Raw genomic sequence first — 23,614 nt, forward strand, 5'->3', positions numbered from 1 at the left:
AATATGGAATATAACGAAACCTTACAGGAAGAGCTGGTCCGCCTGTCGGATGAGCTGGAGGAGCAGACCCTCCGCCTGCGCCATGAGATCCATCAGTGCCCGGAGCTGTCCTTCCAGGAATTTAAAACCAGCCAGCTGGTGATGCGGGAGCTGGACCGCATCGGGATCCCTTATGAAAAGAGCCCCCAGGAGCCGGGGATCATCGCTGTCATCGACAGCGGCCGCCCGGGTAAGTTCCTGATGCTGAGAGCCGATATGGACGCCCTTCCGATCCAGGAGAAGACGGGGCTTCCCTTTGGCTCCCAGGTCCCCGGGGTCATGCACGCCTGCGGCCACGACGTCCATACGGCCAATCTCCTGGCCGTGGGAGAGCTTCTTTTCCGCACCAGAGAGCGCTGGAACGGAAAGGTAAAGCTGGTGTTCCAGCCGGCAGAGGAAAACGGCGGCGGCGGCCGTGAGATGATAAAGGCAGGACTGATGGAGGAGAAGCCGGACGCCTGCTTTGCCCTTCATGTGAAAAACGGGGCCAGCGGTCTCATTTACTTAAAGCAGAAGTACCTGTCTTCCTATTCGGACGGCTATACGCTGACGATCCATGGCCGGGCAGCCCACTCCTCCATGCCGGAGGAAGGCGTGGATGCCATTTACATTGCGTCGGCAGTGGTGTCCGCCCTTCACGGGATCGCGTCCAGAAACCTTTCGCCCATGGCCCAGGCCACACTGAACGTGGGGACCATCCACGGCGGTTCGGCGCCCAACATCATTGCAGACCAGGCAGTCCTGGGCGTGATGATGAGGAACGTATCCAGGGAATCCAGGGACGTGATGCGCCATCAGATCGAGACCCTGGCAAAGGGGATCACAGAATCCATGGGAGGAACCTGTGACATCGCCTTCCGGGCCGGATATCCGGCAGTCTACAACGATGTGGAGTTTACAAAGACCGTGGAGCAGGCCTTCCGCAGCAATGCGGACCGGCTTTATGAGAACATGGGAGACGGCCGTCCGGAGGGGTGGCTGGTCACAGACCTGGATCCCATGCTGGGAGCCGAGGACTTCGGGTTCTTTGCCCAGGAGGCCCCGTCCTGTATGATCTTTGTGGGAACGGGAGGGGATGCGCCCATGCACAATCCCGGTTTCCAGGTGGACGAGCGTTACATCAAGCTCTGCACCAGAGCCATGGCTTTTGTGGCGGCAGAATATCTGAAATAAAAAAGGGGCCTGCGGGCCTCTTTTTTTCGTAGGAAAAAGCGTCCCATCTGCTGGAAAGAGGGCGGGATCCGGAAGAAATCTTTCTCTCCCAGATTGCAGAAACTCCGTCTTTGTAGTAAAATAAAGACAGAAAACTCCTGGCAGGGAGGTTTCATATGGGAAAAAAGAAAGGGGAAGCAGAAACTATGGAAAAATTTTCTGAACTTCAGTATGTCCGCCCGGATATGGAAAAGGTCCTGGGAGACATGAGAGCAGTCACAGAGGCTCTGAAAAATGCCGCAGACTTTGGGGAGTTTAAAGCGGCGTACATGGATTATGTGAATACGGATATCCAGGTCTCCACAGCCAGACAGCTGGCCCACATCCGGAACACCATCAATATGATGGATGAATTTTATGAGACAGAGATGGGATATTTCCACGCATGGATGCCCAAATACGAGATCCTGGTAAAGGAAATGGGAACGGTGATCTTAAATTCTCCCTTTAAGAAGGATATGGAGGAGGAATTCGGCTCCATCCTGATCCAGAATATGGAGGTGGGACAGCTCCTTTCCAGCGAGGCCGTGGTGGACGATATGGTAAAGGAAGCAGAGTTAGCCAACCTGTATTCCAAAACTGTGGCCGGTGCGTCTGTGGAATTCCGGGGGGAAATGTGCAGCACCTACGGCCTTTTAAAGCATATGCAGAGCACAGACCGCCAGGAGCGGAAGGAAGCGTTCGAGGCCTGGGCCCGTCTGTTTGAGGGGATCTCACCGAAGATCGACGAGATCTATGACGGTCTGGTACAGCTCAGAGCCGGAATGGCACAGAAGCTGGGCTTTGAGAGCTTCATCCCGATGGGATATTATAAACGCCGCAGATACGATTACAACGCAGAGGATCTGAAGGTATTCCGCCGCCAGGTGCAGGAGGTGATCGTCCCCGCCTGTGTGAAGCTGTATGAGCGTCAGAGAAAGGCCCTGGGCGTGGATACCCTTCATTATTATGACGAATCCATTTCCAGTCCCCAGGGAAATCCGGTTCCTGTGGGAGACCGGGACTATATGGTGAAAAAGGCCCAGGAAATGTACCGGGAGCTGTCTCCGGAAAGCGGGGAATTCTTTGATTTTATGGTGGAGCACGAGCTGTTTGACCTGGAGACCAAAAAAGGAAAACGGGTCGGCGGCTACTGCACCTCCCTTCCCCTGTACCATGCGCCCTTTATCTTCTCCAACTTCAACGGGACCCAGGCGGATGTGAACGTGCTGACCCATGAGGCCGGCCATGCCTTTGCTGGCTTTACGGCGGATAAATTCCAGAAGACCCCGGAGCTCTGCCACAGTACCAGCGAGATCAATGAGATCCACTCCATGGGCATGGAGCTTTGGACCTATCCGTGGATGGAAAGCTTCTTTGGAGATAAGGCGGAGCAGTACCGGAAGGAGCATTTAGCCGATGCTCTGATGAAGATCCCGTATATGGTCTGCGTGGATGAATTCCAGCACCGGGTATTTGAAAAGCCGGAGATGACGGCCATGGAGCGGAGAGCCGTATGGAGTGAGCTGGAGAAAGTCTATATGCCCTGGAGGGATTATGACGGAAACGCCTTCCTTACAGGCGGCGGATTCTGGATGCAGAAGCAGCACATTTTCCTGTATCCCTTCTATTATGTGGACTACGCCATGGCCCAGATCGGCGCCTTCGAGTTCTATACCAAGATGAAGGCAGACCGGAAGGCCGCATGGGCAGATTATTATAAGCTGTGCCAGGCGGGAGGCTCCATGGGCTACTTTAAGCTCTTAGAGTACAGCGGGCTCCACAATGTATTAAAGGAAGGTTCCGTAAAGGAGGCGCTGAAGGCGGTCCTTGAGGAGCTGGAGGTATAATAAAAGAGATCTGCGGTTTATGCCGCCCGGGGCCGGGAACGTATCCTGGCTTCGGGCGGCGTTTTTGCGGCCGGAGATCCGGACAGATTGTTTTGCTAGCACTCACTTCGCGCGAGTGCTAAATTTTTATTGACATTTCCATCCAAAGGTATTACAATATCCATTGTTGCAGGAAAAATAGCCGTCGTCTGACGGAGACATACATTCAGAACAGCAGAAATATCGAAGGAGTGGATTTTTTATGGCAAAGAGCGGAAGTTTATCCATTAACAGCGAGAACATTTTCCCCATTATCAAAAAGTGGCTGTACTCAGACCATGACATTTTTTACAGAGAACTGGTGAGCAACGGCTGCGACGCCATCACAAAGCTGAAAAAGCTGGCGCTGATGGGCGAGTACGAGGAGCCGGACGGAGTGGAATATAAGGTGTCCGTTACCGTAAACCCCAAGGAAAAGACCATCCAGGTCTCCGATAACGGTCTGGGAATGACCGAGGACGAGGTGGAGGAATATATCAACCAGATCGCCTTTTCCGGAGCCCAGGACTTCTTAAATAAATACAAGGACAAGGCCAACGAGGACCAGATCATCGGTCATTTCGGACTGGGCTTTTATTCTGCGTTCATGGTGGCAGACCGCGTGACCATCGATACCTTATCCTATAAGGCAGACGCCAGGGCGGTCCACTGGGAGTCCGAAGGCGGCACAGAGTATGAGATGACCGACGGGGACAAAACAGAAGCAGGAACCACCATCACCCTTTATTTAAACGACGACAGCACGGAGTTTGCCAACGAGTACCGGGCCAGAGAGGTCCTGGAAAAATACTGCGCCTTCATGCCGGTGGAGATCTACGTGGCAGACGAGACGGCAGAGCCCCAGTACGATACCATCGAAAAGGATGAGCTGACCGATAAGGACACCGTGATCGAGACCATTGTGGAAGAGGCAAAGACCGAGGAAAAGGAGAACGAGGACGGTACAAAGGAGACTGTGGAGGTTTCCCCAGCAAGAGAAAAATATAAGATCTTAAGACGGCCCGAGCCCATCAACGATATCCATCCCCTGTGGAATAAGCATCCCAACGAGTGCACAGAGGAGGAATATAAGGAATTTTACCGCAAGGTATTCATGGACTTCAAGGAGCCCTTATTCTGGATCCACCTGAACATGGACTACCCCTTCAACTTAAAGGGGATCCTGTACTTCCCCAAGATCAATATGGAGTACGAGAGCATCGAGGGAAAGATCAAGCTGTATAACAACCAGGTGTTCATCGCCGATAATATCAAAGAGGTGATCCCGGAGTTCCTGATGCTGTTAAAGGGCGTCATCGACTGTCCGGATCTGCCCCTGAACGTATCCAGAAGCGCCTTACAGAACGACGGCTTTGTGAAAAAGATCTCCGATTACATCACAAAGAAGGTGGCAGACAAGCTTTCCGGCATGTGCAAGACCGACCGGGAGAATTATGAGAAATACTGGGACGATATCAATCCCTTCATTAAATTCGGCTGCTTAAAGGATGAGAAGTTTGCAGAAAAGATGAACGATTATATCATCTTTAAAAACCTGGACAGCAAATATCTGACCCTGAAGGACTGCCTGGATGCCAATAAAGAAAAGGGCCATGAAAACCAGGTGTTCTATGTGACCGATGAAAAGGAGCAGAGCCAGTATATCAACATGTTCAAGGAGGCCGGCCTGGATGCGGTGATCCTTCCCAATGCCATCGATTCCCCGTTCATCTCCCATCTGGAGCAGAAGAACGAGAAGGTGAAATTCCTCCGGATCGACGCGGATGTCAACGAGACCTTTAAGGAGAAGGAAGAGGACGACGAGGCCGCAAAGGAGCAGGCAAAGAAGGACGCAGAAAGCCTTTCAGAGATCTTTAAGAAGGCCCTTGGAAACGATAAGCTGGAAGTGAAGGTGGAGAAGCTTAAGAATGAGTCGGTGGCCTCCATGATCACCGTTTCCGAGGAGAGCCGCAGAATGGCCGATATGATGAAGATGTACAGCATGTACGGCGGCGGCGCAGACATGTTCCCGGTATCGGAGACTCTGGTGTTAAACGCCAATAACCAGCTGGTGAAATTCGTGCTGAACCACAAAGACGGAGAGAACACCGGAAAGATCTGCCAGCAGCTTTACGATCTGGCCAAGCTGGCCCATGGAAGCCTCTCTCCGGAGCGCATGACAAAGTTCATTGCAAGAAGCGGCGAGATCATGATGGACATGGCCCGGGAAGAGCAGTAAAGGACGTTTATGGAATATAAAAGACGGGACTATTTTATCACATTTACTATGCTGGGACTTTCCGCAGCGGCCCTGATGGCGTACCAGTACGCCGGGGCCCTGCTGTTCGGCCTGGCTGAAACGTGGGCAAAAAGCCAGGAGACCGGCGTTTTCCGCTGGTTTTCCTGGCTTTTTGACTCTCCCTGGACCGCTGTGCTGGTGAAATATCTGTTCGTCATCGGCGGCGCCTATCCGATTATAGCCCTCCTTTTGTGCCGGGTCCCAAAGTTTAAGGGAAAGCTTCAGCCCCTGTCCCTGGCGGCCTTTCTCCTGTGTCTCATCGCCGCCATGGGGATCGGGAACGTTTTTAATCTTCTGGGCAATCTGGTGAACGCCTTTTTCTCCGCGTTCAACGGCAGGACCATTGAGGAAATGAACCCGGCGGCGGAGATGATGATGGACATGACGCCGTCCATGGTCATTTACGCCTGCTTTCTGGGACCGTTCATGGAGGAGCTTCTGTTCCGGGGCATGATCTTAAAACGGGCCAGACGGTTCGGAGACCGGACGGCGGTGGCGTTCACAGCGGTGCTCTTCGGGCTCATGCACGGAAACCTGCTGCAGTTTTTCTATGCGGCTGCCATCGGCCTGATCCTGGGCTACGTGGCCGTAAGGACCAGCAGCATCCGCTATACGGTCCTGATGCACATGGCCATCAATTCCTTCAGCACCGTCATGGTGGCCGGGCAGGATCTGGTGGCAGCGGCCCTGGGAGACCTGGCAGCGGTCCCTTATTCCATGGCATTCCTGGCCTTCCTCGTTTTTATGACAGCCGGCGGGGCCATGGTCCTCTGGCGGTTCGGCCCCATCTGGTACCGCCAGGTGACGGCCCATAACGGGGAAAAGAGCCCATGGAAAAAGTATGTCTACTGGAATCCGGGATTTCTTCTGTTTCTGGGACTGTGCCTGCTGGAGATGATCGTGTACCTGTTTTGAGGAAAAGCTTTTCCGGGGGATTGACTTTCCGGCAGTGAGATCCTATAATATGTAGTAATGATTACTACATCGCGCAGGGCGCGGTTTTAAGCTGGAGGAAGCGGTATGAGATATAAGATTATAGGGGACAGCTGCCTGGATCTGACAAAGGAAATGAGAAAGGATCCCTGCTATTCCATGATCCCTCTGACACTGATGGTGGGAGAGCGGCATTTTGTGGATGACGAGACCTTTGACCAGAAGGAATTTATAAAAGTAGTAAAGGAGTACCCGGAGTGCCCGAAATCGGCCTGTCCGTCTCCGGAGATGTTCAAGGAGGCGTACTGCTGCGAGGAAGAGAACGTGTTTGTGATCACTCTTTCCGCGGCCTTAAGCGGAAGCTATAACAGCGCGGTCCTGGCGAAGTCCCTTTATGAGGAGGAGTACGGGAAGAAAAATATCCTGGTGCTGGATTCAAAATCTGCGTCCAGCGGCCAGTTAAATATCGCCATGTATATCCGGGAGCTCTGTGACCAGGGCCTGGAGTTTGACGAGATCTGTGAAAAGGCTGCTGCCTGCCGGGACCGGATGAATACGTATTTTGTCCTGGAATCCCTAGATACGCTGAAAAAGAACGGACGCCTTACGGGGCTCCAGGCATTTTTTGCCACCAAGTTAAACATCAAGCCGGTCATGGGTGCGGACAACGGCACGATCATCAAGCTGGACCAGGCCAGGGGGATCCAGAAGGCCCTGCAGCGTATGGCGGAGATCGCCGTGAAGGAAGCTGGGACCACAAAAGACAAGCGTCTGGTGATCGCCCACTGCAACGCCCCGGAGCGCGCCCAGTTCATGAAGGAAAAGCTCTGCTCCATGGCAGAGTTCAAAGAGGTGGTCATCACCGATACCTGCGGGGTGTCCACCGTATACGCCAGCGACGGAGGCGTGATCTTAGCATTATAGGAGCCAGAAAAGGGCCGGGAGTATCAGTACTCCTGGCCCTGATAAATTTTATTTTCTTTTAGATACCTGGCCATGGAATTCAGCACCAGACGTTTGTTTCCGCTCCATAAGGGGGCCGTCAGCAGGGATCTGGGCCCGTCGCCGGTGAGCCGGTGGATCACCGTTTCCGGAGGAAGGAGCTTTAAACAGTCTCCCACCAGCTCCAGATACTGGGAAAGCTCCAGGACCTGGAAGGCGCCCTGGCGGTACAGCCGGTCCAGGTCAGTGCCCTTTAATACATGGAGGAGCTGAAGCTTGATCCCGTCGATCTTAAGACCTGCCAGGTACCGGATGGTTTCCAGCATATCCTCACGGGTCTCACCCGGAAGCCCCAGGATCACATGGACGATGACCGTCAGGCCTGCGGCCCGCAAACGGCGGAAGGCATCCTCAAAAACGGGAAGCCCATAGCCGCGGCGGATGAACCGGGCGGTGGACTCATGGATGGTCTGGAGACCCAGCTCCACCCATACGGGCTTTTCCTGGTTCAGCCGGGAAAGGAGAGCCACAGTCTCATCCGGCAGACAGTCGGGCCTGGTGCCGATGGACAGGGCGCAGACCTCCGGCAGGGAGACGGCCTCTGTAAACAGGGCTTCCAGATAGGAAAGAGGGGCGTAGGTGTTGGTGTAGGACTGGAAATAGGCGATGTACAGGGCATCGGGACCGGCCTTTTTCTCCACCAGTTTTTTTGCCAGGTCCGCCTGCTCACGGAGAGAGAGCTGCTTTTTGGCGGCAAAATCCCCGGAGCCGCCCTGACTGCAGAAGATGCAGCCGCCCCGGCCCACAGAGCCGTCCCGGTTGGGACAGGTCATGCCGCCGTCCAGGGCCAGCTTATATACTTTTCTGCCAAACATTTCTTTTAAATGAAAATCCAGAGAATGATAGGGTTTTCCGTTCCAGCTGTTCATGTTTTACAAAACCTTTCCACGAAACTATTGCAAGTATGTCGGTATCTATTATATAATGGGAAAAGGCTGGCTGGCAAGGACCAATGACAGCCATATGGAAAAAGGAGATGGATCGATGGAAAAAAATTTGCTGTTACAGCAGCTGGACGGCGGGAAGGCCGCGGACTTCCTGGAAAAAATGTATGGAAAGGACCATGCAAAGGAAAATAAAAACCGGTATCTCCATGTAATGGAGGGCTTTGTCCAGGCCTTTAAAAATACAGACATGTATCTGTTCACCTCCGCTGGCCGTACAGAGATCAGCGGAAACCACACGGACCACAACCATGGAAAGGTCCTGGCAGGAAGCATCAACCTGGACTGTGTGGCTGCGGCCGCAGCCAACGGGACCGATGAGATCCATATCATCAGCGAGACCTACAACCAGAGGTTTACGATCCGCCTGGACGACCTTTCTCCCAGCGAAAAGATGGCGGGGACCATCGATCTGACCAAGGGAATGTTAATGGGCTTTCAGGAGATGGGGTACAGGATCGGCGGCTTTGACGCCTTTATCACCAGCAACGTCATCAGCGCTGCCGGAGTCAGCTCCTCTGCATCTTATGAGATGCTGATCTGCTCCATGATCAATACCTTCTTTAACGGGAATAAAGTGGATGTGGTCACCTACGCCCATGTGGGAAAATATGCGGAAAACAAATACTGGAACAAAGCTTCCGGCCTGCTGGACCAGATGGCCTGCGCCGTGGGCGGCATGATCACCATTGATTTTAAGGATCCCTTAAAGCCAGTGGTAGAAAAGATCGATTATGATTTCGGAGCCCAGGACCACAGCCTGATCATTGTCCAGACAGGAAAGGGCCATGCGGATCTCAGCGCGGAATACTCCTCCATCCCCTCGGATATGAAAAAGGTGGCTGCAGTGTTCGGAAAAGAGGTCTGCGCCGATATCACAGAGGAAGAGGTCATCGCGCGTGTGACCGAGGTAAAGGAAAAGGCCGGGGACCGGGCGCTCCTTCGGGCGCTTCATTTCTTCGAGGAAAATAAGCGGGTGGAGAAGGAGGTCTGCGCCTTAAAGGAGGACCGGTTTGAGGACTTCCTGGAGCTGATCACTGAATCAGGCAATTCCTCCTGGAAGTGGCTCCAGAACTGTTATGTGCCGGGAAGCGAGGAGCAGGGCATCACCACCGCTCTGGCCCTTACAGAGCTGTTTCTTAAGGAAAAAGGCTGCGGAGCCTGCCGGGTACACGGCGGCGGTTTTGCCGGCGTGATCATGGCCATGATCCCCAATGCCCTGGCGGACGAGTATATTGCATACATAGAAAAAGCCATGGGCCAGGGAAGCGCCTACCGCATGAGCATCCGTCCCTATGGTGCCGTGTGTGTCAATGATTTTATATAAGATGGGATACAGAAAAAGAAACAGAACACCTGGCCGGCCATTGCGGCTTCTGGCGGCAGCGGCCCTTCTGGGAAGCGCCCTGGCGCTTTGGGGCTGCGCTCCGGACGAGGAGGCAAAGAGAGAGCGGCAGTGTGTGACTTTGGCCGGAGGGCTCCACGGGGAGCTTATTCACAGGGAGGCCATCGCCCTGGCTGATTCAGTTAATACCTCTGAGTCCACGGTCTATGTGGAGCTGAAGGAGTCCAAGGGTTCTCCTGTGAGCCTGGAAAACCTGTGCCAGGGGAAATATGATCTGGCCCTGGTATCTGGAGATGTGGTATATGATGCCTGGAACGGGGAAGGGACCTTTGAGGGAGAGAAAAAAGAGAATTTCCGCATCCTCATGGCCTGTTATCCTGCGGCGTCCCAGTGGCTGGCCCGGAAGGACTCGGGCCTGGCCTTCGTCCATGAACTGGACGGCCGGAATCTTTCAGCCGGAACGGCGTTTTCGGAGACGGGAATGGCCTCTGCTGCGGTCTTTGACGCTTTGGATATGGATGTGAAGGAAGAAAATTTCTGGCAGCGGGGGATCGAAAACAGTACAGGGATCTTAAGAGACGGGACCGTGGACGGGATCCACGGCTTCCTGGAGGCTCCCGCAGACGTTTTCATCAGACTCTCAGAGGAAATGGAGGTTTCAGTCCTTTCCTATACGGAGGAGGAGCTGGACAGGATCCTGGAGATTAATCCGGGATACCAGAGGCTCACGCTCCCGGCAGGAACATACAGGGGTCAGGAGGAGCTTGTGAGGACCTTTGGCTTTCCGGTGTTTTTATGCGCCGGAGCGGAGATGGAGGATGGGCTGGCCTATGAGATCGTCAGGGCCATGGATGAAAATATAGGAAAAGCGGGAGATCCGCGCCTGGCGGCCATGGAGGATAAATCCTTTTTATGCCAGGATGGGTCTGGGCTCCTTCACGAAGGGGCCAGACGGTATTATCAGGAAAAGGGATATATAGATTAAACAGCTAAAAATAGCGGCGGCTTTACGCAAGGAGGGTTATATTATGTTATATAAGCAGCTTATCGAACTTTTCGATATTTTAGACAGCGCTTCGGCATCCGGAGCACAGGTGGTGGAATATTTCCGCTCCATCGTTCCGGACTGTCAGGTGGAGACTTACCCGTTGGAGGGGCCCAAGGGCCACACAGATATGGTGCGGATCCTGATCCCCGGAAGGAACGGAAAGAGCAAAGGCGGCTCTGCAAAGACCATGGGTATCTTAGGCCGTCTGGGCGGCCTGGGAGCAAGACCGGAGCAGCTGGGCTTCGTTTCTGACGGAGACGGCGCTTTAACGGCTCTGGCAGTGGCTGCAAAGCTTCTGGATATGCAGAAAAAGGGTGATTTCTTAGAGGGAGACGTATTTATCTCTACCCACGTATGTCCCGACGCGCCCACCACGCCCCATGAGCCCGTTCCGTTCATGAACTCCCCGGTTGAGACCTGGCAGGTAAATAAGGAAGAGGTTACCGATGACCTGGACGCCGTTTTAGTGGTGGATACCACCAAGGGCAACCGGATCATCAATCACCGCGGCTTTGCCATCTCCCCCACTGTGAAGGAGGGATACATCTTACGGGTCAGCGAGGATCTTCTGGATGTAATGATCAGCACCACAGGACGGCTGCCCCACGTATTTGCCTTAAGCCAGCAGGATATCACTCCCTACGGAAACGGCCTGTACCACTTAAACAGCATTTTACAGCCGGCAACAGCCACCAAGGCCCCGGTGGTAGGCGTGGCAGTGACCACAGAGACCACAGTGGCAGGCTGTGCCACCGGAGCTACCCATCTGGAGGACCTGGAGGATGCAGGACGGTTTATGCTGGAGGCAGCCAAGGCCTTTGGAAATGGTCTGTGCTCCTTCTACGATGAAGAGGAATTTGGACGGATCCAGAAGCTGTACGGCTCCATGGAGCACTTCCAGACCCTGGGGAAACAGTAATCGGAGAGTTATAAAACATCGGCTTTGATGTATGTCGAAAAACAGGGAAATACATGGTATTTTGAGAAATGTCTGATAAAATCATATTGAAAGGAGGTCTTTCAATATGAGAGAAGACGATTTTGAGGTATATCTCCGGAACACGAATCTGTCGGAAAATACCATCGCATCCTACAAATTTGCTGTCAAGCAGTATTTCGCCCAGTTCGATACGGTGACGCAGAAAAAGCTGCGGGACCATAAGATGTGGCTGATCGAATCCTATAAGCCCAAAACGGTGAATTTAAGGATCCGCGCCATCAACTGCTACCTGGACAGCATTGGAAAGGGAGAGTGGAAGCTGCAGTTTGTAAAGGTGCAGCAGAAGGCCTTTCTGGAGAATGTGATCAGCGAGGCGGATTATGAGTATTTTAAAAGCTGCTTAAAGCGGGACGGAGAGCTGTTCTGGTATTTTGCAGTCCGCTTTATGGCAGCCACCGGGGTCCGGGTCAGCGAGCTGATCCAGATCAAGGCGGAGCATGTACAGATCGGATATATGGATCTGTATTCCAAAGGCGGAAAGCTGAGGCGGATCTACATACCGAAGCTTTTGCAGGAGGAGGCGCTGGCCTGGTTGGAAGGAAGAAACCAGACCAGCGGCTTTCTTTTTTTAAACAAGCAGGGACGCCGGATCACCACCAGGGGTGTGGCGGGACAGCTGAAGGTCATGGCCCTCCGGTACGGCATCGATCCGGCGGTGGCCTATCCCCATTCCTTCCGCCACCGGTTTGCCAAAAGCTTTCTGGAACGGTTCAATGACCTGGCCCTGTTGGCGGACCTTATGGGACATGAGAGCATTGAGACCACCAGGATCTATCTGAGGAGGACCAGCACCGAGCAGCAGGCCATCGTGGACCGTGTGGTGGACTGGTGAGGCCCGGTACGGCGTATTTTCCACTCTTTCCTCATGAAATCGTAAGAAAAATATCATGGTTCATCCCGGGAAAAAATTTGACAGGAACCCTTATAATCTGCTAAAATGGGTTACGGTATGTATATAAATCCGGAAATTCCCGGAGATGGAGAGTATCAATGACGGATGAAGAGAAAGTAACGGAAAAAAGGAATAAGGTACAGCCGGAGGAGAATATTGAACGGCTGAAAAAGATCCGGCAGAAAAGGACCAGCGGCGTTTCCATGAAATATATGGCGGGCGCAGGCGCGGCTGTGGCAGTCGTGATCGTCGTGGCTGTGGCTGGAGGCGTTCTGGGAAAGAGCGGGGAAAGCCGGGCCGGAAGGATAAAGGTGGAGACCGTAGAGGCGTCCCTGGAGACGACGGCTCCGCCGGAGACCAGCGGGGAACCGGCGTCCATTGTTCTGGAGACCACCCTTTCGGCGGAGGAGATCGCCGAGAAGGAGCATGATGAGGCGGTCCAGAAGGTCCTGGACGGTTATGCAAACCTGGGGATCGCCGGGGTATCCGGCTATCTGAATGTGAGAAAGATCCCGGAGACCTATGGAGAGGTGGTGGGAAAGCTTTTAAGCGGCGGTGCCTGTGAGATCATCGACACCTCCACCGACGGCTGGTATAAAATATCCTCCGGCGGCGTCACCGGCTATGTCAGCTCCCAGTATATCTATACGGGCGACAAGGCGAGGGAGGTGGCGGCGGAAAACGTCATCGAGCGGGCAGTGGTCAGCACAGATAAACTGAATGTGAGAAAAGAGCCCAGCCAGGACAGCGAGATCATGGGGCAGGTCTATAAGGACGAGCGGTATCCGGTGGAGAGCATCCAGGACGGCTGGGTGCAGATCGACGACGGATATCTTTCCGCAGACTATGTGACCGTCCGCTATGCCCTCAATGAGGCCCGGAAGCAGGATATGCGGACCACGGTCTTAAGTCTTTATGAGAATCTGGGCGTTTCCAACGTGAGCAACTATCTGAACGTCCGGGATAAGGCCAGCGAAAGAGACGGAAAGATCATTGCAAAGCTGCCCAGCAACGCGGGCTGTGATATCCTGGAGACCACGGATGACGGATGGTATAAGATCCGCTCCGGAAAGATCACGGGTTATGTGAAGTCAGAGTACATACTGACAGGCCAGCAGGCGGAGGATAAGGCCATGCAGGTGGCAAAGCTCATGGCCATTGCCAACACCGACGGCGTCAATGTACGGTCCGAGCCCAATACGGAATCCAGTATCTGGACCCAGATTGCCAGCAGTGAAAAGTTCCTGGTGGCCAGCCAGCAGGACGGCTGGGTGGAGATCGAGCTGGATGATTCCACTGCGTTCATCTCCAGCGACTATGTGGATGTGAAATACGGCCTCAATGAGGCGATCCCCTATACTCCGGTGGTGGAGGCCCCGGCAAAAGGAAATGGAAGCACTGGAAGTTCCAAGCCGTCTGGCGGGACCACATCAAAGCCTGGTAAGGGCGGAAGCTCCAAGCCATCCGGCGGAAGCGCCAACGACGGGGCGGCCGGTTCCAGCGCAGGAAGCGTTTCCTCGAAACGGGCACAGATCGCCAACTATGCCGTACAGTTTGTGGGCAATCCTTACGTATGGGGAGGCACGAGCCTTACAAACGGCGCGGACTGCTCTGGCTTCACCATGTCTGTCATGGCACACTTCGGAGTGTCCCTGCCCCACAGCTCTTCCGCTCAGGCGGGCTGCGGAAAATCCATCAAATCCAGCCAGATGCGGCCTGGAGATCTGGTATTCTATTCCGGCAGCGGCGGCGGGATCAACCATGTGGCCCTTTATATCGGCAACGGCCAGGTGGTCCATGCCTCCAGTAAACGGACGGGAATCAAGATCTCTTCCTGGAATTACAGGAGCCCGTCAAAGATCGTCAACGTGCTGGGAGACTAATGCGGCAGCGGCCGGCTTCCTCCGCCGGAGGAGCCCGGCCGGGGCAGGTCTTTGGTTTTCTGGCTGCGGAATGGAAAAGCCTGCACCTTTTTTGCGGCTGTCCCATATGATAAAGTACAACCTTAAGTAAAAAAGGAGATTTATCATATGTGCTGCAATCGAAATAATTTTGTGAACAACGGATGTTACAGAAACTGTCGGAACACCTGCTGGAACAGCTGGTGGTACCAGAACTGCGGCTGCCAGAGTACAGGAAATATTGGTTCCGCAGGCTGTGGCTGCGGAAATACTGGAAACGCTGGGAACCATGGTGGCTGCGGCTGCGGAAATACTGGAAATGGTGGAAGCTGCGGCTGCGGAAACAGCGGAAACGCCGGGAACAACGGTGGCTGCGGCTGCGGAAACAGTGGGAACGCTGGAAACAACGGCTGCGGAAATACCGGAAACACTGGGAACTGCGGCTGCACTGGCAGCGGCGGATGCTGGATGGAGGTGTACTGCAACGGCCAGTGGTGGACCATCCGGTGCCAGGCCGGAAGATACGGGTGCCGGACGGAATAACAGAAACAAAAAGGCGGGCGGGAGGCTGTGCTTCCCCCTGCCTTTTACATATCGGGCAGGAGCCTGGCCGGAAAACGGCCGGAGAGAAAGAGGAGGGGTTATATGAACAGAAAGGAAATGGGACTGATGGCTGGCATCGGGCTTCTTATGGTGGCCGCGGCGGTGCCGGGAACGGCCCTGGCGGATACGGTATATGTGACGGCGGGCAATTTAAACTGCCGGGAGGGAAAATCCACAGACAGCGCAGTTCTGGGAACGGTACCCAGGGGGACGAAGATCCAGCGGGAATCGGACGACGGAACCTGGAGCCGGGTGACGGTCAACGGAAACGCGTGTTATGTGGCCAGCCGGTATCTGAGCAGCCAGGAGCCAGCCAGTGTCCTGGATGGGAAGTCAGCCGTACAGGTCCATGAAAAAAATGTACATGTGGAAAGCTCGAAGGACGTGTTCCTGGACAAAAACTGGGAATTTGCTTCATTTTCCAAGATAAACAGCGAGGTGGCGGTGTATTATAAGAACGGAAGGGCGGACCGGAAGGGAAAGACGGTCTGTGTCAATGCGGGCCATGGGACCCGGGGCGGAAGCTCCATGAAGACCCTCTGCCATCCGGACGGATCTCCCAAGGTGACCGGAGGGACCACAGGAGCCGGAGCCGTGTATGCGTCCGCCATATCGTCCGGGATGACTTTCGCAGACGGGACGCCGGAAAGCACAGTGACCCTGGCCATGGCAAAAAAACTGAAGGATAAGCTGCTGGCAGAGGGCTATGACGTGGTGATGATCCGGGAGGAGGAAGATGTGCAGCTGGATAATGTGGCACGGACGGTGATCGCCAACAATACGGCAGATATCCATATTTCTCTGCACTGGGATTCCACCACATCCGACAAGGGCTGCTTTTTCATGAGTGTCCCGGATCACAGGTCATACCGGGCCATGGAGCCGGTGGCCTCCCACTGGCAGTCCCACAACGCCCTGGGGGAAAGTCTGGTAAAGGGGCTTAAGGAAAAAGGAAATAAGATCTTTTCATCGGGCGCCATGGCCATGGATCTGACCCAGACCTCTTATTCCACCATCCCCAGCGTGGATATTGAGTTGGGGGACAAGGCATCGGATCACTCGGACGCGGCGCTTGAAAAGCTGGCAGACGGTCTGGTCCTGGGGATCGGAAGATATCTGGATGGGCAGAAGTAGGCATACAGCAATGAGGCTGTACATAAGGACGAAACAAGAGAGAGGCCCGCAGGCGGGCTTCTCCGTCTGCGGCGGGTTGCTTCTGCGGCAAAGTTTCCCTTCGCCCCATGAAGATCCCCGCAGAGCGTTTTTTATGCCATAGGGTGCCATTTCCCATAACAAAAATACCGGAACCATCCAAAACGGTATGGTCCCGGTATTTTTGTATTGACAGAATAAAACATGGAGCATATGGGATTCGAACCCACGGCCTCAACAATGCGAATGTTGCGCGCTCCCAACTGCGCTAATGCCCCGGATCTCATAAAAAAGAAAATGGAAGCAATGGGGCTCGAACCCATGACCTCTCGCGTGTGAGGCGAACGCTCATCCCAGCTGAGCTATGCTTCCAAAAATGTTTTCCAACTAAACGTTAGTATAGCACCAAACGGAAAATTTTGCAAGTTTTTTGTATACAGGAATTAACTTAGTTAAAATTTTATTTTAGGCATATGGATTCCTGTAAGAAAAATATTCCCGAATCAAACAATATGTGGTATAATGCCTGGAAACAGACATTATACCATCGCGCATCTGGTTTTCACGTTCACCGCGAAAATCCAGGCGCTCAATTCTCCCGGAAAAAACAATACTATGCGAACAAAAAGGGTGCTGCGATGAATCAATATGTTGGACAGCCATTTGCTGCTTTAAGATACGAAAAAAAAATTTTGGTTGTTGAAGAAACTACATCTGCTGGTGGATGCGGCTCCTTCAACGCGGCTTCTTCATGTCCTGCGTCAGCCTGTCTTCATGACAGTGCGGCGTGGGGCTTTTTTATTGTCTAAAAAGAGGTGATCAGACATGAGTCTGCCAAAACGCGACGGCGTAAATGACCGTTATTATCTGATACATAAACCGGATACTGACCCCGAAGTACTGAAACACGCAGATCAGTGCATCCAGGATGTGTTGGATGGGACCGCAAAAGAAAGCCATTCTGGCTCCCCGATGGTAGTTCGGAATCAAAGCGGAACTCCCTTCCTTCCCAGCCAGCTGCTGGATCGGTATCTGTCCAAGCTGCCTTTGAAGGGATTTCCCTGCGAGGAGGCAGTTGTATTCTGCGATGCCCTGCGGCGGTTGGCGGGCTGGAATGAGATCCGCTATAAGTTGGAGAAGTACATAGAAAAGCAGGTGCAGGAACGGTACTTCCTTGTTGGAGAGCGTGAAGATGGGTTTACAGTCTTTCCGCCCTGCACGGTGTGGCCGGAATTGCGCCCGGAGGATGTGGATGAAGGACTGCTGCACTTTGCCTGCTATGTGGCGGTCTGCCATACAGTATATGGGCAGAGTTTTGAAGCTCTCACGACCGGGCATATTCTCAGTCTGGTTTCCCAGCTCCGCCCGGACATGGTAAAGGAACTGAAAACGAGTGGCAGCGGCAAATTGCCGCCTAACATCCAAAAGCGGAAAACAAAGCACCTGACCGCCTCGGCCAACGACGCTTTCGCTGCCATCCGCATCACCGCCAAGGACTCCACAGATGAGTGCTATGCTGAAATCCTGGACTACCTGTGCGCGGTGCTGGAGCAGGAGGACTTCCCCCGCAGTTACTCTGTGGAGTTCCGTGGCCCAGAGAAAAACTATCTGCCCATTCCTGGGCTTCCGAAAAAGGGAGTGAATCAGCTCTTTGCCTGTGCTGTCCAGTACCCCAGATTACACGGCGATATTGAGCGGTATGCACGGCTGGCCATGCGGGAGTATGAATGGTACAACAACCTCCCCGATGAATCCTGCGCCATGCCCGGAACTTTCGCCGTGTTTGCCCTGGGGCTGGAAGGAGAACAGTGGGCACCGCTGGTGGCAGAGTATCTGGATCTATGCGATGATGAGCACTCTTCCCTGCAAGAGAAATTCCTCCATGCCTTTATCCGCAAGTTCGGTTTCCAGCTGTGGACTTTGGGCGTACTGGTGCGGGGCGCATTATCGATGCAGTGGCTGGAGCCTGCCAAGGAATTCCGCAGTCTGATTGCCAATGAGGAAAGCCTGGATGCTCTATTGACAGTCAAGCACCGCTTCTCCGCCTATCTCCTGCCAGACGAGAGAAAGGATACAAAATTCCAGGCTATCGCTTGGCAGAGCCTGCTCTGGGCCATCTGGGGAAAGGATTCTCAGAACGGCGGCAGCAAGGTCATCAAGACGGCGCCGAAGGAACTGAAAGAGAAGTACCAGCAGGTATTTGCGTAAGGAGAAAGCCATGAAAAAGAGAAAAGTCAAGGACTTTATTGCCCTGGACGCTCAAAAACTGGTTCGGGACTGCGAGGAATATCTGGAGGAGGAAAAAGCTCTGGAGCTGGATTTAAAAGAGCGGGAGGAAATCATCCGAAAGGAAACTCCCGATGATGTAAAAAAAGGGGGGTATCTGTAAATGAACAGTGAACAGATCACAGCATTTTTGCAAGAGCATTGGTACATTGCCTCGGTGCTCATCGGGGCCGTGATTTTAATTGGAGCGATCCGCAACTGGAACTGGCTCTGCGACCCCACTGGTACGCGGGATGCCCATCGACACAGCAGAGGATACCGGCGTGTGGTTTTCTTTCTGCTGGGTGTCCTCTTGATTGTGGTGAGTATCTGGGGATTTGTGCTGAAATTGAAATAGGAGGAGAAAGACTATGATGACTGAGAAATATCCCACCTGGCTCATCGGCCATGTGAAAGAATGGGCGGAGAAGCGTCTGCCCACTGTGACATTGTGTTCCGCCGCCGGCAATGAACTGCTGGAAGTCTGGTATTACGGAAATCTGCTCACGGTGAAGGGAGAGCCCCAATCCTATATTGCAGATGGCGACGAGGCCCCCGGACTGGTGGCTGGCCGCGACCCGGAGAGCGGCGAGGAGTTCGTCATCTTTGACGGCGGTCGGCACGGCTATGACAATCTGTTCTGCGATGAGCATGATCCAGCCGAACTGGAGCACCGTCCCCTCAAGCGGTATGAGATCCCTGCCTCCAGGCTGGTGCTGGAGCTGGGTTACAGTATTGACTATGAGGACGAAAAAGAGGACTTCGAACCAGATGAGGCGGATACCGTGGCGCTGATCACCGGCGAGCGTATGCCCTGGGAGCAGGTCAAGCGGGACGGCATTGATTATATCGCCCTTTACTATGTGAATGAGAAAGGGAAACAAGTCCAGATTTTGGACGCGGAGCTGGCATGAGTATGGGAATTCAATCCTTTGACAATTTGCACGATAACAGAGTCCTGCGCTACTGCACTGACTTTGAAGCCCATACTTTGCACATGGATACCCGGACCGAGGCAGGAGAGAACGTATCCGTTCACTTTACCGGCCTGCTGGCCCACTGGTTTGAGAATGTGATCCAGGACAACATCCTTTTTGGTATGGATGAGATCACCGCGGACGTTTTTTTAAACAGTACAAAGAAATGCTGGACAGGACTGTCTCTTACGGCTTTCCCGCCTGCTGCAGCATCGAGGAACTGCGGGAGCGCATGGATACGAAGTGTTTCTATCGGCACCCCCTATCCGGTGTGGTATTGCCATAAGAGCAGTCGTTTCCACAAAGCCATGCGCCATTGACAATGTCTTTTGGGATAGTATGTAATGGGCGAGTTTGAAGCATAAGGAGCAAAGCCATGACATCAATCGATTTTTTGAACAAAGTACATAGAAGCCTAGACTCGCAGGAATACAATCTCTCTTACTCTCCGGCCAAGTCTAAGAACTATATGCTGTACTGCAATGGCAACTTTATTGGCGGCCTGTTCGATGAGGAACTGTGCTTCGTCTATGCCGACCGTGTGAGCGAACTGCTGGGACACCCAGAACCCGTCTGCCGCGGCTACTCCAGCACTGCCCGGCACAGGATGCTGGTGATCCCGGAGGAACACTGGGCGAAGGCACTGAAACTGCTCTATACCGAGAAATTTGAGTGGAGCCGTTTGGTGTATGACATTACCTATACCAGCATTGGCGCGGCTGTGGTGGAGGACTTCTACGACGAGAATGTGGTGTTCCTGCGCTTCTGCTTTGAAAAGAAATTGCTGAAAAGAACCCTCTGGACCAGCAGGGCCGTATCCTGCGGATGGTCTATCTCAATCAGGACCTGACAGAAGCGGGTAAATATATATTCCCAAGACTACTGCAAAAATTCCTTGTTTTTACAGACCGCAGCGGGAAAACTAATTTGGAAACCATGCTGAAACGGTGGTATATCCAGCTTGAAAAGGAATACAGCAATCAGACAGCAGGATAAGGAGGACAACGACATGACAGAAGAAAACAGAACCTACATCACCCATCTCAAGGCCGCTGATGTCCCGTGGCATCGGCTCACCACCGCCTATGGCCGGGGAACGGAGTTTCCCGCACATCTGACTGTGCTGGAGCAGATGCGTGATTTGTCGTCAGTCAAAGAATCCCTCTATGAGCTCACTATCAACATGGAACACCAGAGTACCCTGTGGCACGCTTCCCCCTTCGGCATGGTGTTCTTGAGCCGGATTCTGGAGAAGGCCCTCAAAAAGAGCGGCCAGAACCCTGCAGCCCGTTTCCTGGCTGGGGAACTGCTGGACTTTTTCGCCTGCATCCTCCAGTGTTTCCATGATGGAGATGAGATGGAACACGCCGATCCGCTGCCGCTGTTCTCCAATCTGCTGAGAGAAGAATACCTGTGGTCGGAGGAGTATGACGAGGAAGAAGATGAAATGCGGTACGAGGAGGACGAGGTCTTCCCAGATGACCTGTTTTACAGCTTCTATTACTACTCCTGGCAGGCGGTGCTGGCCTACCGGGATATATTGGAGCAGGCCCCGGAGGAGTTTGCCGAGTCTGCCGCCGCAGTGCTGGAACTGCTGTAAAGGAGGACACACAATGTTTGAAGAATTCTATGAGATGTACGAGCCCGAGGAGCAGGAAGTGATTGCTCTGATCAATCGCTGCATCGAGGGATAAGGAGGCGCAGAGATGAAACTGTATGGGTATTGGCTTGGGTTGTATCCCCTTGATTGGGAATTTTGCTTTATGCCAGTGCAGACTTATAAAAACTTCATCACAGAGCAGTATCATAAAAACCCCGCTTTTTACAGCATCTCAGCGGGTTCCATTGAGAAGGTATTGGCACACATTGATGTCATTTTATCTGCTGCCATGGAAGACTGGAATAAAACCACGAACCATGCTGCCCTGCGCTGCCCCCAATGATCTTTTCTCTCCCAAAGGGACAGGACAGCAATACAGCGGAATTTGCTATCATTCTCAAGATGGATAATGACGGAGATACAGTGGTCTATTCGCCAATTCCATTGCCCCATCTGGAAAACCAATGAGGAGGCATCCCTATGAAGCTGAACTGTAAACGCATTGATTTTACATATACACCCGGCGAGGAGATATTCAACTTTCCCGAGGAATCGGGACTGCCCTTTCTCTTCGATGTAGAGGAAGAACTGACCGGCGATCCTGCTGTCATGGATGCGGTGGGAGAAATGCTGGATGAGGCGGAGAAATTGGCGGAGAAGGCCAAAGCCGCCATCAAAGCGGCGCTGGCGGACGAGGACAGCCGCTACCATAGCGTTGTGACATTTTTCATGGAGTTCCACCGGGACGATGTAGGCCCGGATATTGCGGCGGAACTTTTTCCGGGAACCGACCCGGCCAAGCTGTCCTTTGCCGAGATGGTGGACTTTTTGCGGCTCAAGCGGTTTGGCAGCCTGGTGGACAGCGAGATGAATCAGCAGGTATTCATTCTGGACCTGTCCTTCAACCCGGAGATCACTGACGAGCTGATGGTGATCTACTTTGATCTGAACAAGGAAATTTTTTGTATCACACATGAGAGCTGAGGTGGTATCCTATGATTAAAGAACGCATCCCCATTTCCGGCGATCTGGGCAGCAAGGTCAAGCAGCTGATGGAGTACGCCGGGTGGTACGAAGGCCGCAGTGTGGATATTTCCATTGCGGAGCAGTATTACGCCGATCATGGCGTTCCTATGATGAAGACCACCCAGCGGTTTTACCGCAAGTATTTCGGCCTGTGCTGTGAGTGGTACCTGGCGCAGAAAAAGCTGAAATGGGCGGCTGACTTTGAATTTGCTTTGTTTCCTCATCTGGTCAATGGAATCAAAAACCATTTGGAGGATGCCTATTTCCGGGATATGTCCGGCTGTGAACTGGCGGAAATTGAACAGGCAGCCAGTCAGAAGTGCCAGCCCATCGGCTACATCGGCTACTATTATCCGGCAGAGGTCTGGATCTCGGAGTCCGGGAGACTGTATGCGAAATATGAGTATCAGGACGAGATCGAGTGCTTTCCAGATGTGTTTGCCTTGATTGAACGGGAACTGCGGCAGTGTAAATTTGATTCCGCTGCCATGAAAACTGTGGAGGCACTGGACGGAAAACTATGAAACAGGACTTTACTATTTGGCGCAATCAAACATTGCAGAATCCGTGGGACATTTCACCGCTGAAATTCGGGATGTCACAGGATGAGGTCATAGAGATCTTCGGGAATCCTGATGCCGTTTCCACGCTGAGAAGCGATGGGAAACCTTTAATTCTCAAATACCATGACATCGAACTGCATTTTGATGGAAAAGCCCATCATGGGCTCCACTTGATTTACAGCGACGATGAGATCGAGCTGAGTATTACAGCCAAGCACGAAGAAACGCTGCAGCCAATCACCAACGCAGAGCCGGTGGACAACGAGTTTTTCCTCAAGGATGGAGCTGTCTATTTCTCCGGCCTATATGAAAACGGTCTGCTCAAAGGGATCGATCCAAAAGACTTCTGCTGCTGGCATTACTGGGGCAAATCCTCTGCGGCCTGCTTTCTCGGTGGGATTCGCCTGCGTGGAGCAGACCCGGCATCGTTTCAGGTGTTAAACTTTGCCTACGCCATGGACAAAACAGCCGTCTACACCACCAGCGGGAGAGTCCCCGAAGCAGATCTTGCATCCTTCCAGGTATTAGACAACGGCCAGAACGATTCGGGTGCGCCCCAGGGCTATGCAAAGGACAGCCGGCAGGTCTGCTTCCACAACGGGGACGGCAAGGTGAAGATCATCAAGGGAGCGGAAATTTCCTCTTTCCGCTCGTTGGGCGATACCTATTTTGCCAGAGATGAGAAGCGGATCTATGCCTACGGCAAGCAGCTTCCCAAAGCAGAACTGACTTCCTGGGAACTGCTTGGGCACTGGTATTCCCGCGATGCCAGGCGGGTGTATTACCTCAACCGGGAGATCAAGGGAGCGGATCGGGACAGTTTTACCGTATGCACCCCGTGGGACGCACCTCTGCTCACTGACCATTTGGCTCGCGACAAAGACCATTTTTACCAAAATGATGAGAGAATCGAAGAAGCGCAGTGGAGGGAACGGCTTCAAGCAATAAAGGAAAAATGAGAGGAGC

General features: G+C 53.3%; 24 protein-coding genes and 2 tRNA genes. 23 read left to right on the forward strand and 3 right to left on the reverse strand.

What is annotated here, in order from left to right; translation table 11 throughout:
* Nucleotides 1–3 precede the first annotated feature (3 nt).
* The 5 genes from WIH05_RS07855 (at nt 4) to WIH05_RS07875 (ending at nt 7,254) form a co-directional block, all read left to right on the forward strand.
* The gene (locus WIH05_RS07855; protein ID WP_022273695.1) at nt 4–1,212 is read left to right on the forward strand and encodes a M20 family metallopeptidase; all 1,209 of its coding nucleotides are present in this window, start codon (nt 4–6) and stop codon (nt 1,210–1,212) included.
* Nucleotides 1,213–1,367: 155 nt separating this feature from the next.
* Nucleotides 1,368–3,080 (forward strand): M3 family oligoendopeptidase, encoded by a 1,713-nt coding sequence (locus tag WIH05_RS07860; RefSeq protein WP_022273694.1) that lies wholly within the window; start codon nt 1,368–1,370, stop codon nt 3,078–3,080.
* Nucleotides 3,081–3,321: 241 nt separating this feature from the next.
* A complete protein-coding gene (gene htpG, locus WIH05_RS07865; protein ID WP_022273693.1) occupies nt 3,322–5,337 on the forward strand; it encodes a molecular chaperone HtpG in 2,016 nt (671 codons plus the stop codon).
* Between the two features lie 9 nt (nt 5,338–5,346).
* Entirely contained in the window at nt 5,347–6,312 is a 966-nt protein-coding gene (locus tag WIH05_RS07870; protein ID WP_022273692.1) for a type II CAAX endopeptidase family protein, read from the forward strand.
* Nucleotides 6,313–6,417: 105 nt separating this feature from the next.
* The gene (locus WIH05_RS07875; RefSeq protein ID WP_022273691.1) at nt 6,418–7,254 is read left to right on the forward strand and encodes a DegV family protein; all 837 of its coding nucleotides are present in this window, start codon (nt 6,418–6,420) and stop codon (nt 7,252–7,254) included.
* 23 nt (nt 7,255–7,277) lie between these two features.
* On the opposite strand, the gene WIH05_RS07880 is transcribed toward WIH05_RS07875, so the two are convergent.
* Nucleotides 7,278–8,201 (reverse strand): TIGR01212 family radical SAM protein, encoded by a 924-nt coding sequence (locus WIH05_RS07880; protein WP_022273690.1) that lies wholly within the window; start codon nt 8,199–8,201, stop codon nt 7,278–7,280.
* Between the two features lie 115 nt (nt 8,202–8,316).
* Between WIH05_RS07880 and WIH05_RS07885 the strand changes: the two genes are divergently transcribed.
* The 7 genes from WIH05_RS07885 to WIH05_RS07915 all read left to right on the forward strand — a co-directional run bounded on the left by WIH05_RS07885 (nt 8,317) and on the right by WIH05_RS07915 (nt 16,199).
* A complete protein-coding gene (locus WIH05_RS07885) occupies nt 8,317–9,603 on the forward strand; it encodes a galactokinase family protein (RefSeq protein WP_022273689.1) in 1,287 nt (428 codons plus the stop codon).
* Nucleotides 9,590–10,606 (forward strand): TAXI family TRAP transporter solute-binding subunit, encoded by a 1,017-nt coding sequence (locus WIH05_RS07890; RefSeq protein WP_337425226.1) that lies wholly within the window; start codon nt 9,590–9,592, stop codon nt 10,604–10,606. The genes WIH05_RS07885 and WIH05_RS07890 overlap by 14 nt, the downstream gene beginning before the upstream one ends.
* Before the next feature lie 43 nt (nt 10,607–10,649).
* Nucleotides 10,650–11,588, forward strand: coding sequence for a DUF1177 domain-containing protein (locus WIH05_RS07895; protein ID WP_022273687.1), 939 nt, complete (start codon nt 10,650–10,652; stop codon nt 11,586–11,588).
* A 106-nt stretch (nt 11,589–11,694) separates the two neighbouring features.
* Nucleotides 11,695–12,501 (forward strand): tyrosine-type recombinase/integrase, encoded by an 807-nt coding sequence (locus tag WIH05_RS07900; protein ID WP_022273686.1) that lies wholly within the window; start codon nt 11,695–11,697, stop codon nt 12,499–12,501.
* A 158-nt stretch (nt 12,502–12,659) separates the two neighbouring features.
* Nucleotides 12,660–14,444, forward strand: coding sequence for an SH3 domain-containing protein (locus tag WIH05_RS07905; protein WP_022273685.1), 1,785 nt, complete (start codon nt 12,660–12,662; stop codon nt 14,442–14,444).
* Between the two features lie 147 nt (nt 14,445–14,591).
* Nucleotides 14,592–15,005, forward strand: a complete 414-nt coding sequence (locus tag WIH05_RS07910) for a hypothetical protein (protein ID WP_022273684.1) — start codon at nt 14,592–14,594, stop codon at nt 15,003–15,005.
* Nucleotides 15,006–15,122: 117 nt separating this feature from the next.
* Nucleotides 15,123–16,199 carry an N-acetylmuramoyl-L-alanine amidase gene (locus tag WIH05_RS07915; RefSeq protein ID WP_337425227.1) on the forward strand — a complete coding sequence of 359 codons (1,077 nt, stop codon included), beginning with the start codon at nt 15,123–15,125 and terminating at the stop codon, nt 16,197–16,199.
* 223 nt (nt 16,200–16,422) lie between these two features.
* Here WIH05_RS07915 and WIH05_RS07920 read toward each other — a convergent pair.
* Nucleotides 16,423–16,495, reverse strand: a tRNA-Ala gene (locus WIH05_RS07920).
* Between the two features lie 20 nt (nt 16,496–16,515).
* A tRNA-Val gene (locus WIH05_RS07925) sits at nt 16,516–16,589 on the reverse strand.
* Between the two features lie 453 nt (nt 16,590–17,042).
* Between WIH05_RS07925 and WIH05_RS07930 the strand changes: the two genes are divergently transcribed.
* The 11 genes from WIH05_RS07930 (at nt 17,043) to WIH05_RS07980 (ending at nt 23,607) form a co-directional block, all read left to right on the forward strand.
* Nucleotides 17,043–18,425: a DUF6138 family protein gene (locus WIH05_RS07930; protein ID WP_337425207.1), complete on the forward strand. Its 1,383-nt coding sequence runs from the start codon at nt 17,043–17,045 to the stop codon at nt 18,423–18,425.
* 10 nt (nt 18,426–18,435) lie between these two features.
* Nucleotides 18,436–18,606: a hypothetical protein gene (locus tag WIH05_RS07935; RefSeq protein WP_337425208.1), complete on the forward strand. Its 171-nt coding sequence runs from the start codon at nt 18,436–18,438 to the stop codon at nt 18,604–18,606.
* A complete protein-coding gene (locus WIH05_RS07940; protein WP_002576934.1) occupies nt 18,607–18,840 on the forward strand; it encodes an immunity 17 family protein in 234 nt (77 codons plus the stop codon).
* 13 nt (nt 18,841–18,853) lie between these two features.
* Entirely contained in the window at nt 18,854–19,396 is a 543-nt protein-coding gene (locus tag WIH05_RS07945) for a hypothetical protein (RefSeq protein ID WP_337425209.1), read from the forward strand.
* Between the two features lie 2 nt (nt 19,397–19,398).
* Nucleotides 19,399–19,779: a hypothetical protein gene (locus tag WIH05_RS07950; protein ID WP_337425210.1), complete on the forward strand. Its 381-nt coding sequence runs from the start codon at nt 19,399–19,401 to the stop codon at nt 19,777–19,779.
* A 56-nt stretch (nt 19,780–19,835) separates the two neighbouring features.
* A complete protein-coding gene (locus WIH05_RS07955; RefSeq protein WP_337425211.1) occupies nt 19,836–20,309 on the forward strand; it encodes a hypothetical protein in 474 nt (157 codons plus the stop codon).
* A 159-nt stretch (nt 20,310–20,468) separates the two neighbouring features.
* Nucleotides 20,469–21,059, forward strand: coding sequence for a hypothetical protein (locus WIH05_RS07960; RefSeq protein ID WP_337425212.1), 591 nt, complete (start codon nt 20,469–20,471; stop codon nt 21,057–21,059).
* 106 nt (nt 21,060–21,165) lie between these two features.
* Nucleotides 21,166–21,402 carry a hypothetical protein gene (locus tag WIH05_RS07965; RefSeq protein WP_337425213.1) on the forward strand — a complete coding sequence of 79 codons (237 nt, stop codon included), beginning with the start codon at nt 21,166–21,168 and terminating at the stop codon, nt 21,400–21,402.
* Between the two features lie 137 nt (nt 21,403–21,539).
* The gene (locus tag WIH05_RS07970) at nt 21,540–22,043 is read left to right on the forward strand and encodes a DUF2004 domain-containing protein (protein WP_337425214.1); all 504 of its coding nucleotides are present in this window, start codon (nt 21,540–21,542) and stop codon (nt 22,041–22,043) included.
* A gap of 11 nt (nt 22,044–22,054) precedes the next feature.
* Complete coding sequence (locus WIH05_RS07975; RefSeq protein WP_215653579.1) at nt 22,055–22,609, forward strand: SUKH-3 domain-containing protein; 555 nt, start codon at nt 22,055–22,057, stop codon at nt 22,607–22,609.
* Nucleotides 22,606–23,607, forward strand: a complete 1,002-nt coding sequence (locus WIH05_RS07980) for a DKNYY domain-containing protein (RefSeq protein WP_337425215.1) — start codon at nt 22,606–22,608, stop codon at nt 23,605–23,607. Before WIH05_RS07975 ends, WIH05_RS07980 begins: the two co-directional genes overlap by 4 nt.
* Nucleotides 23,608–23,614: the final 7 nt, after the last annotated feature.

It is taken from the genome of Alitiscatomonas sp., assembly GCF_037242085.1.
Taxonomy (GTDB): Bacteria; Bacillota; Clostridia; order Lachnospirales; family Lachnospiraceae; genus Alitiscatomonas; species Alitiscatomonas aceti.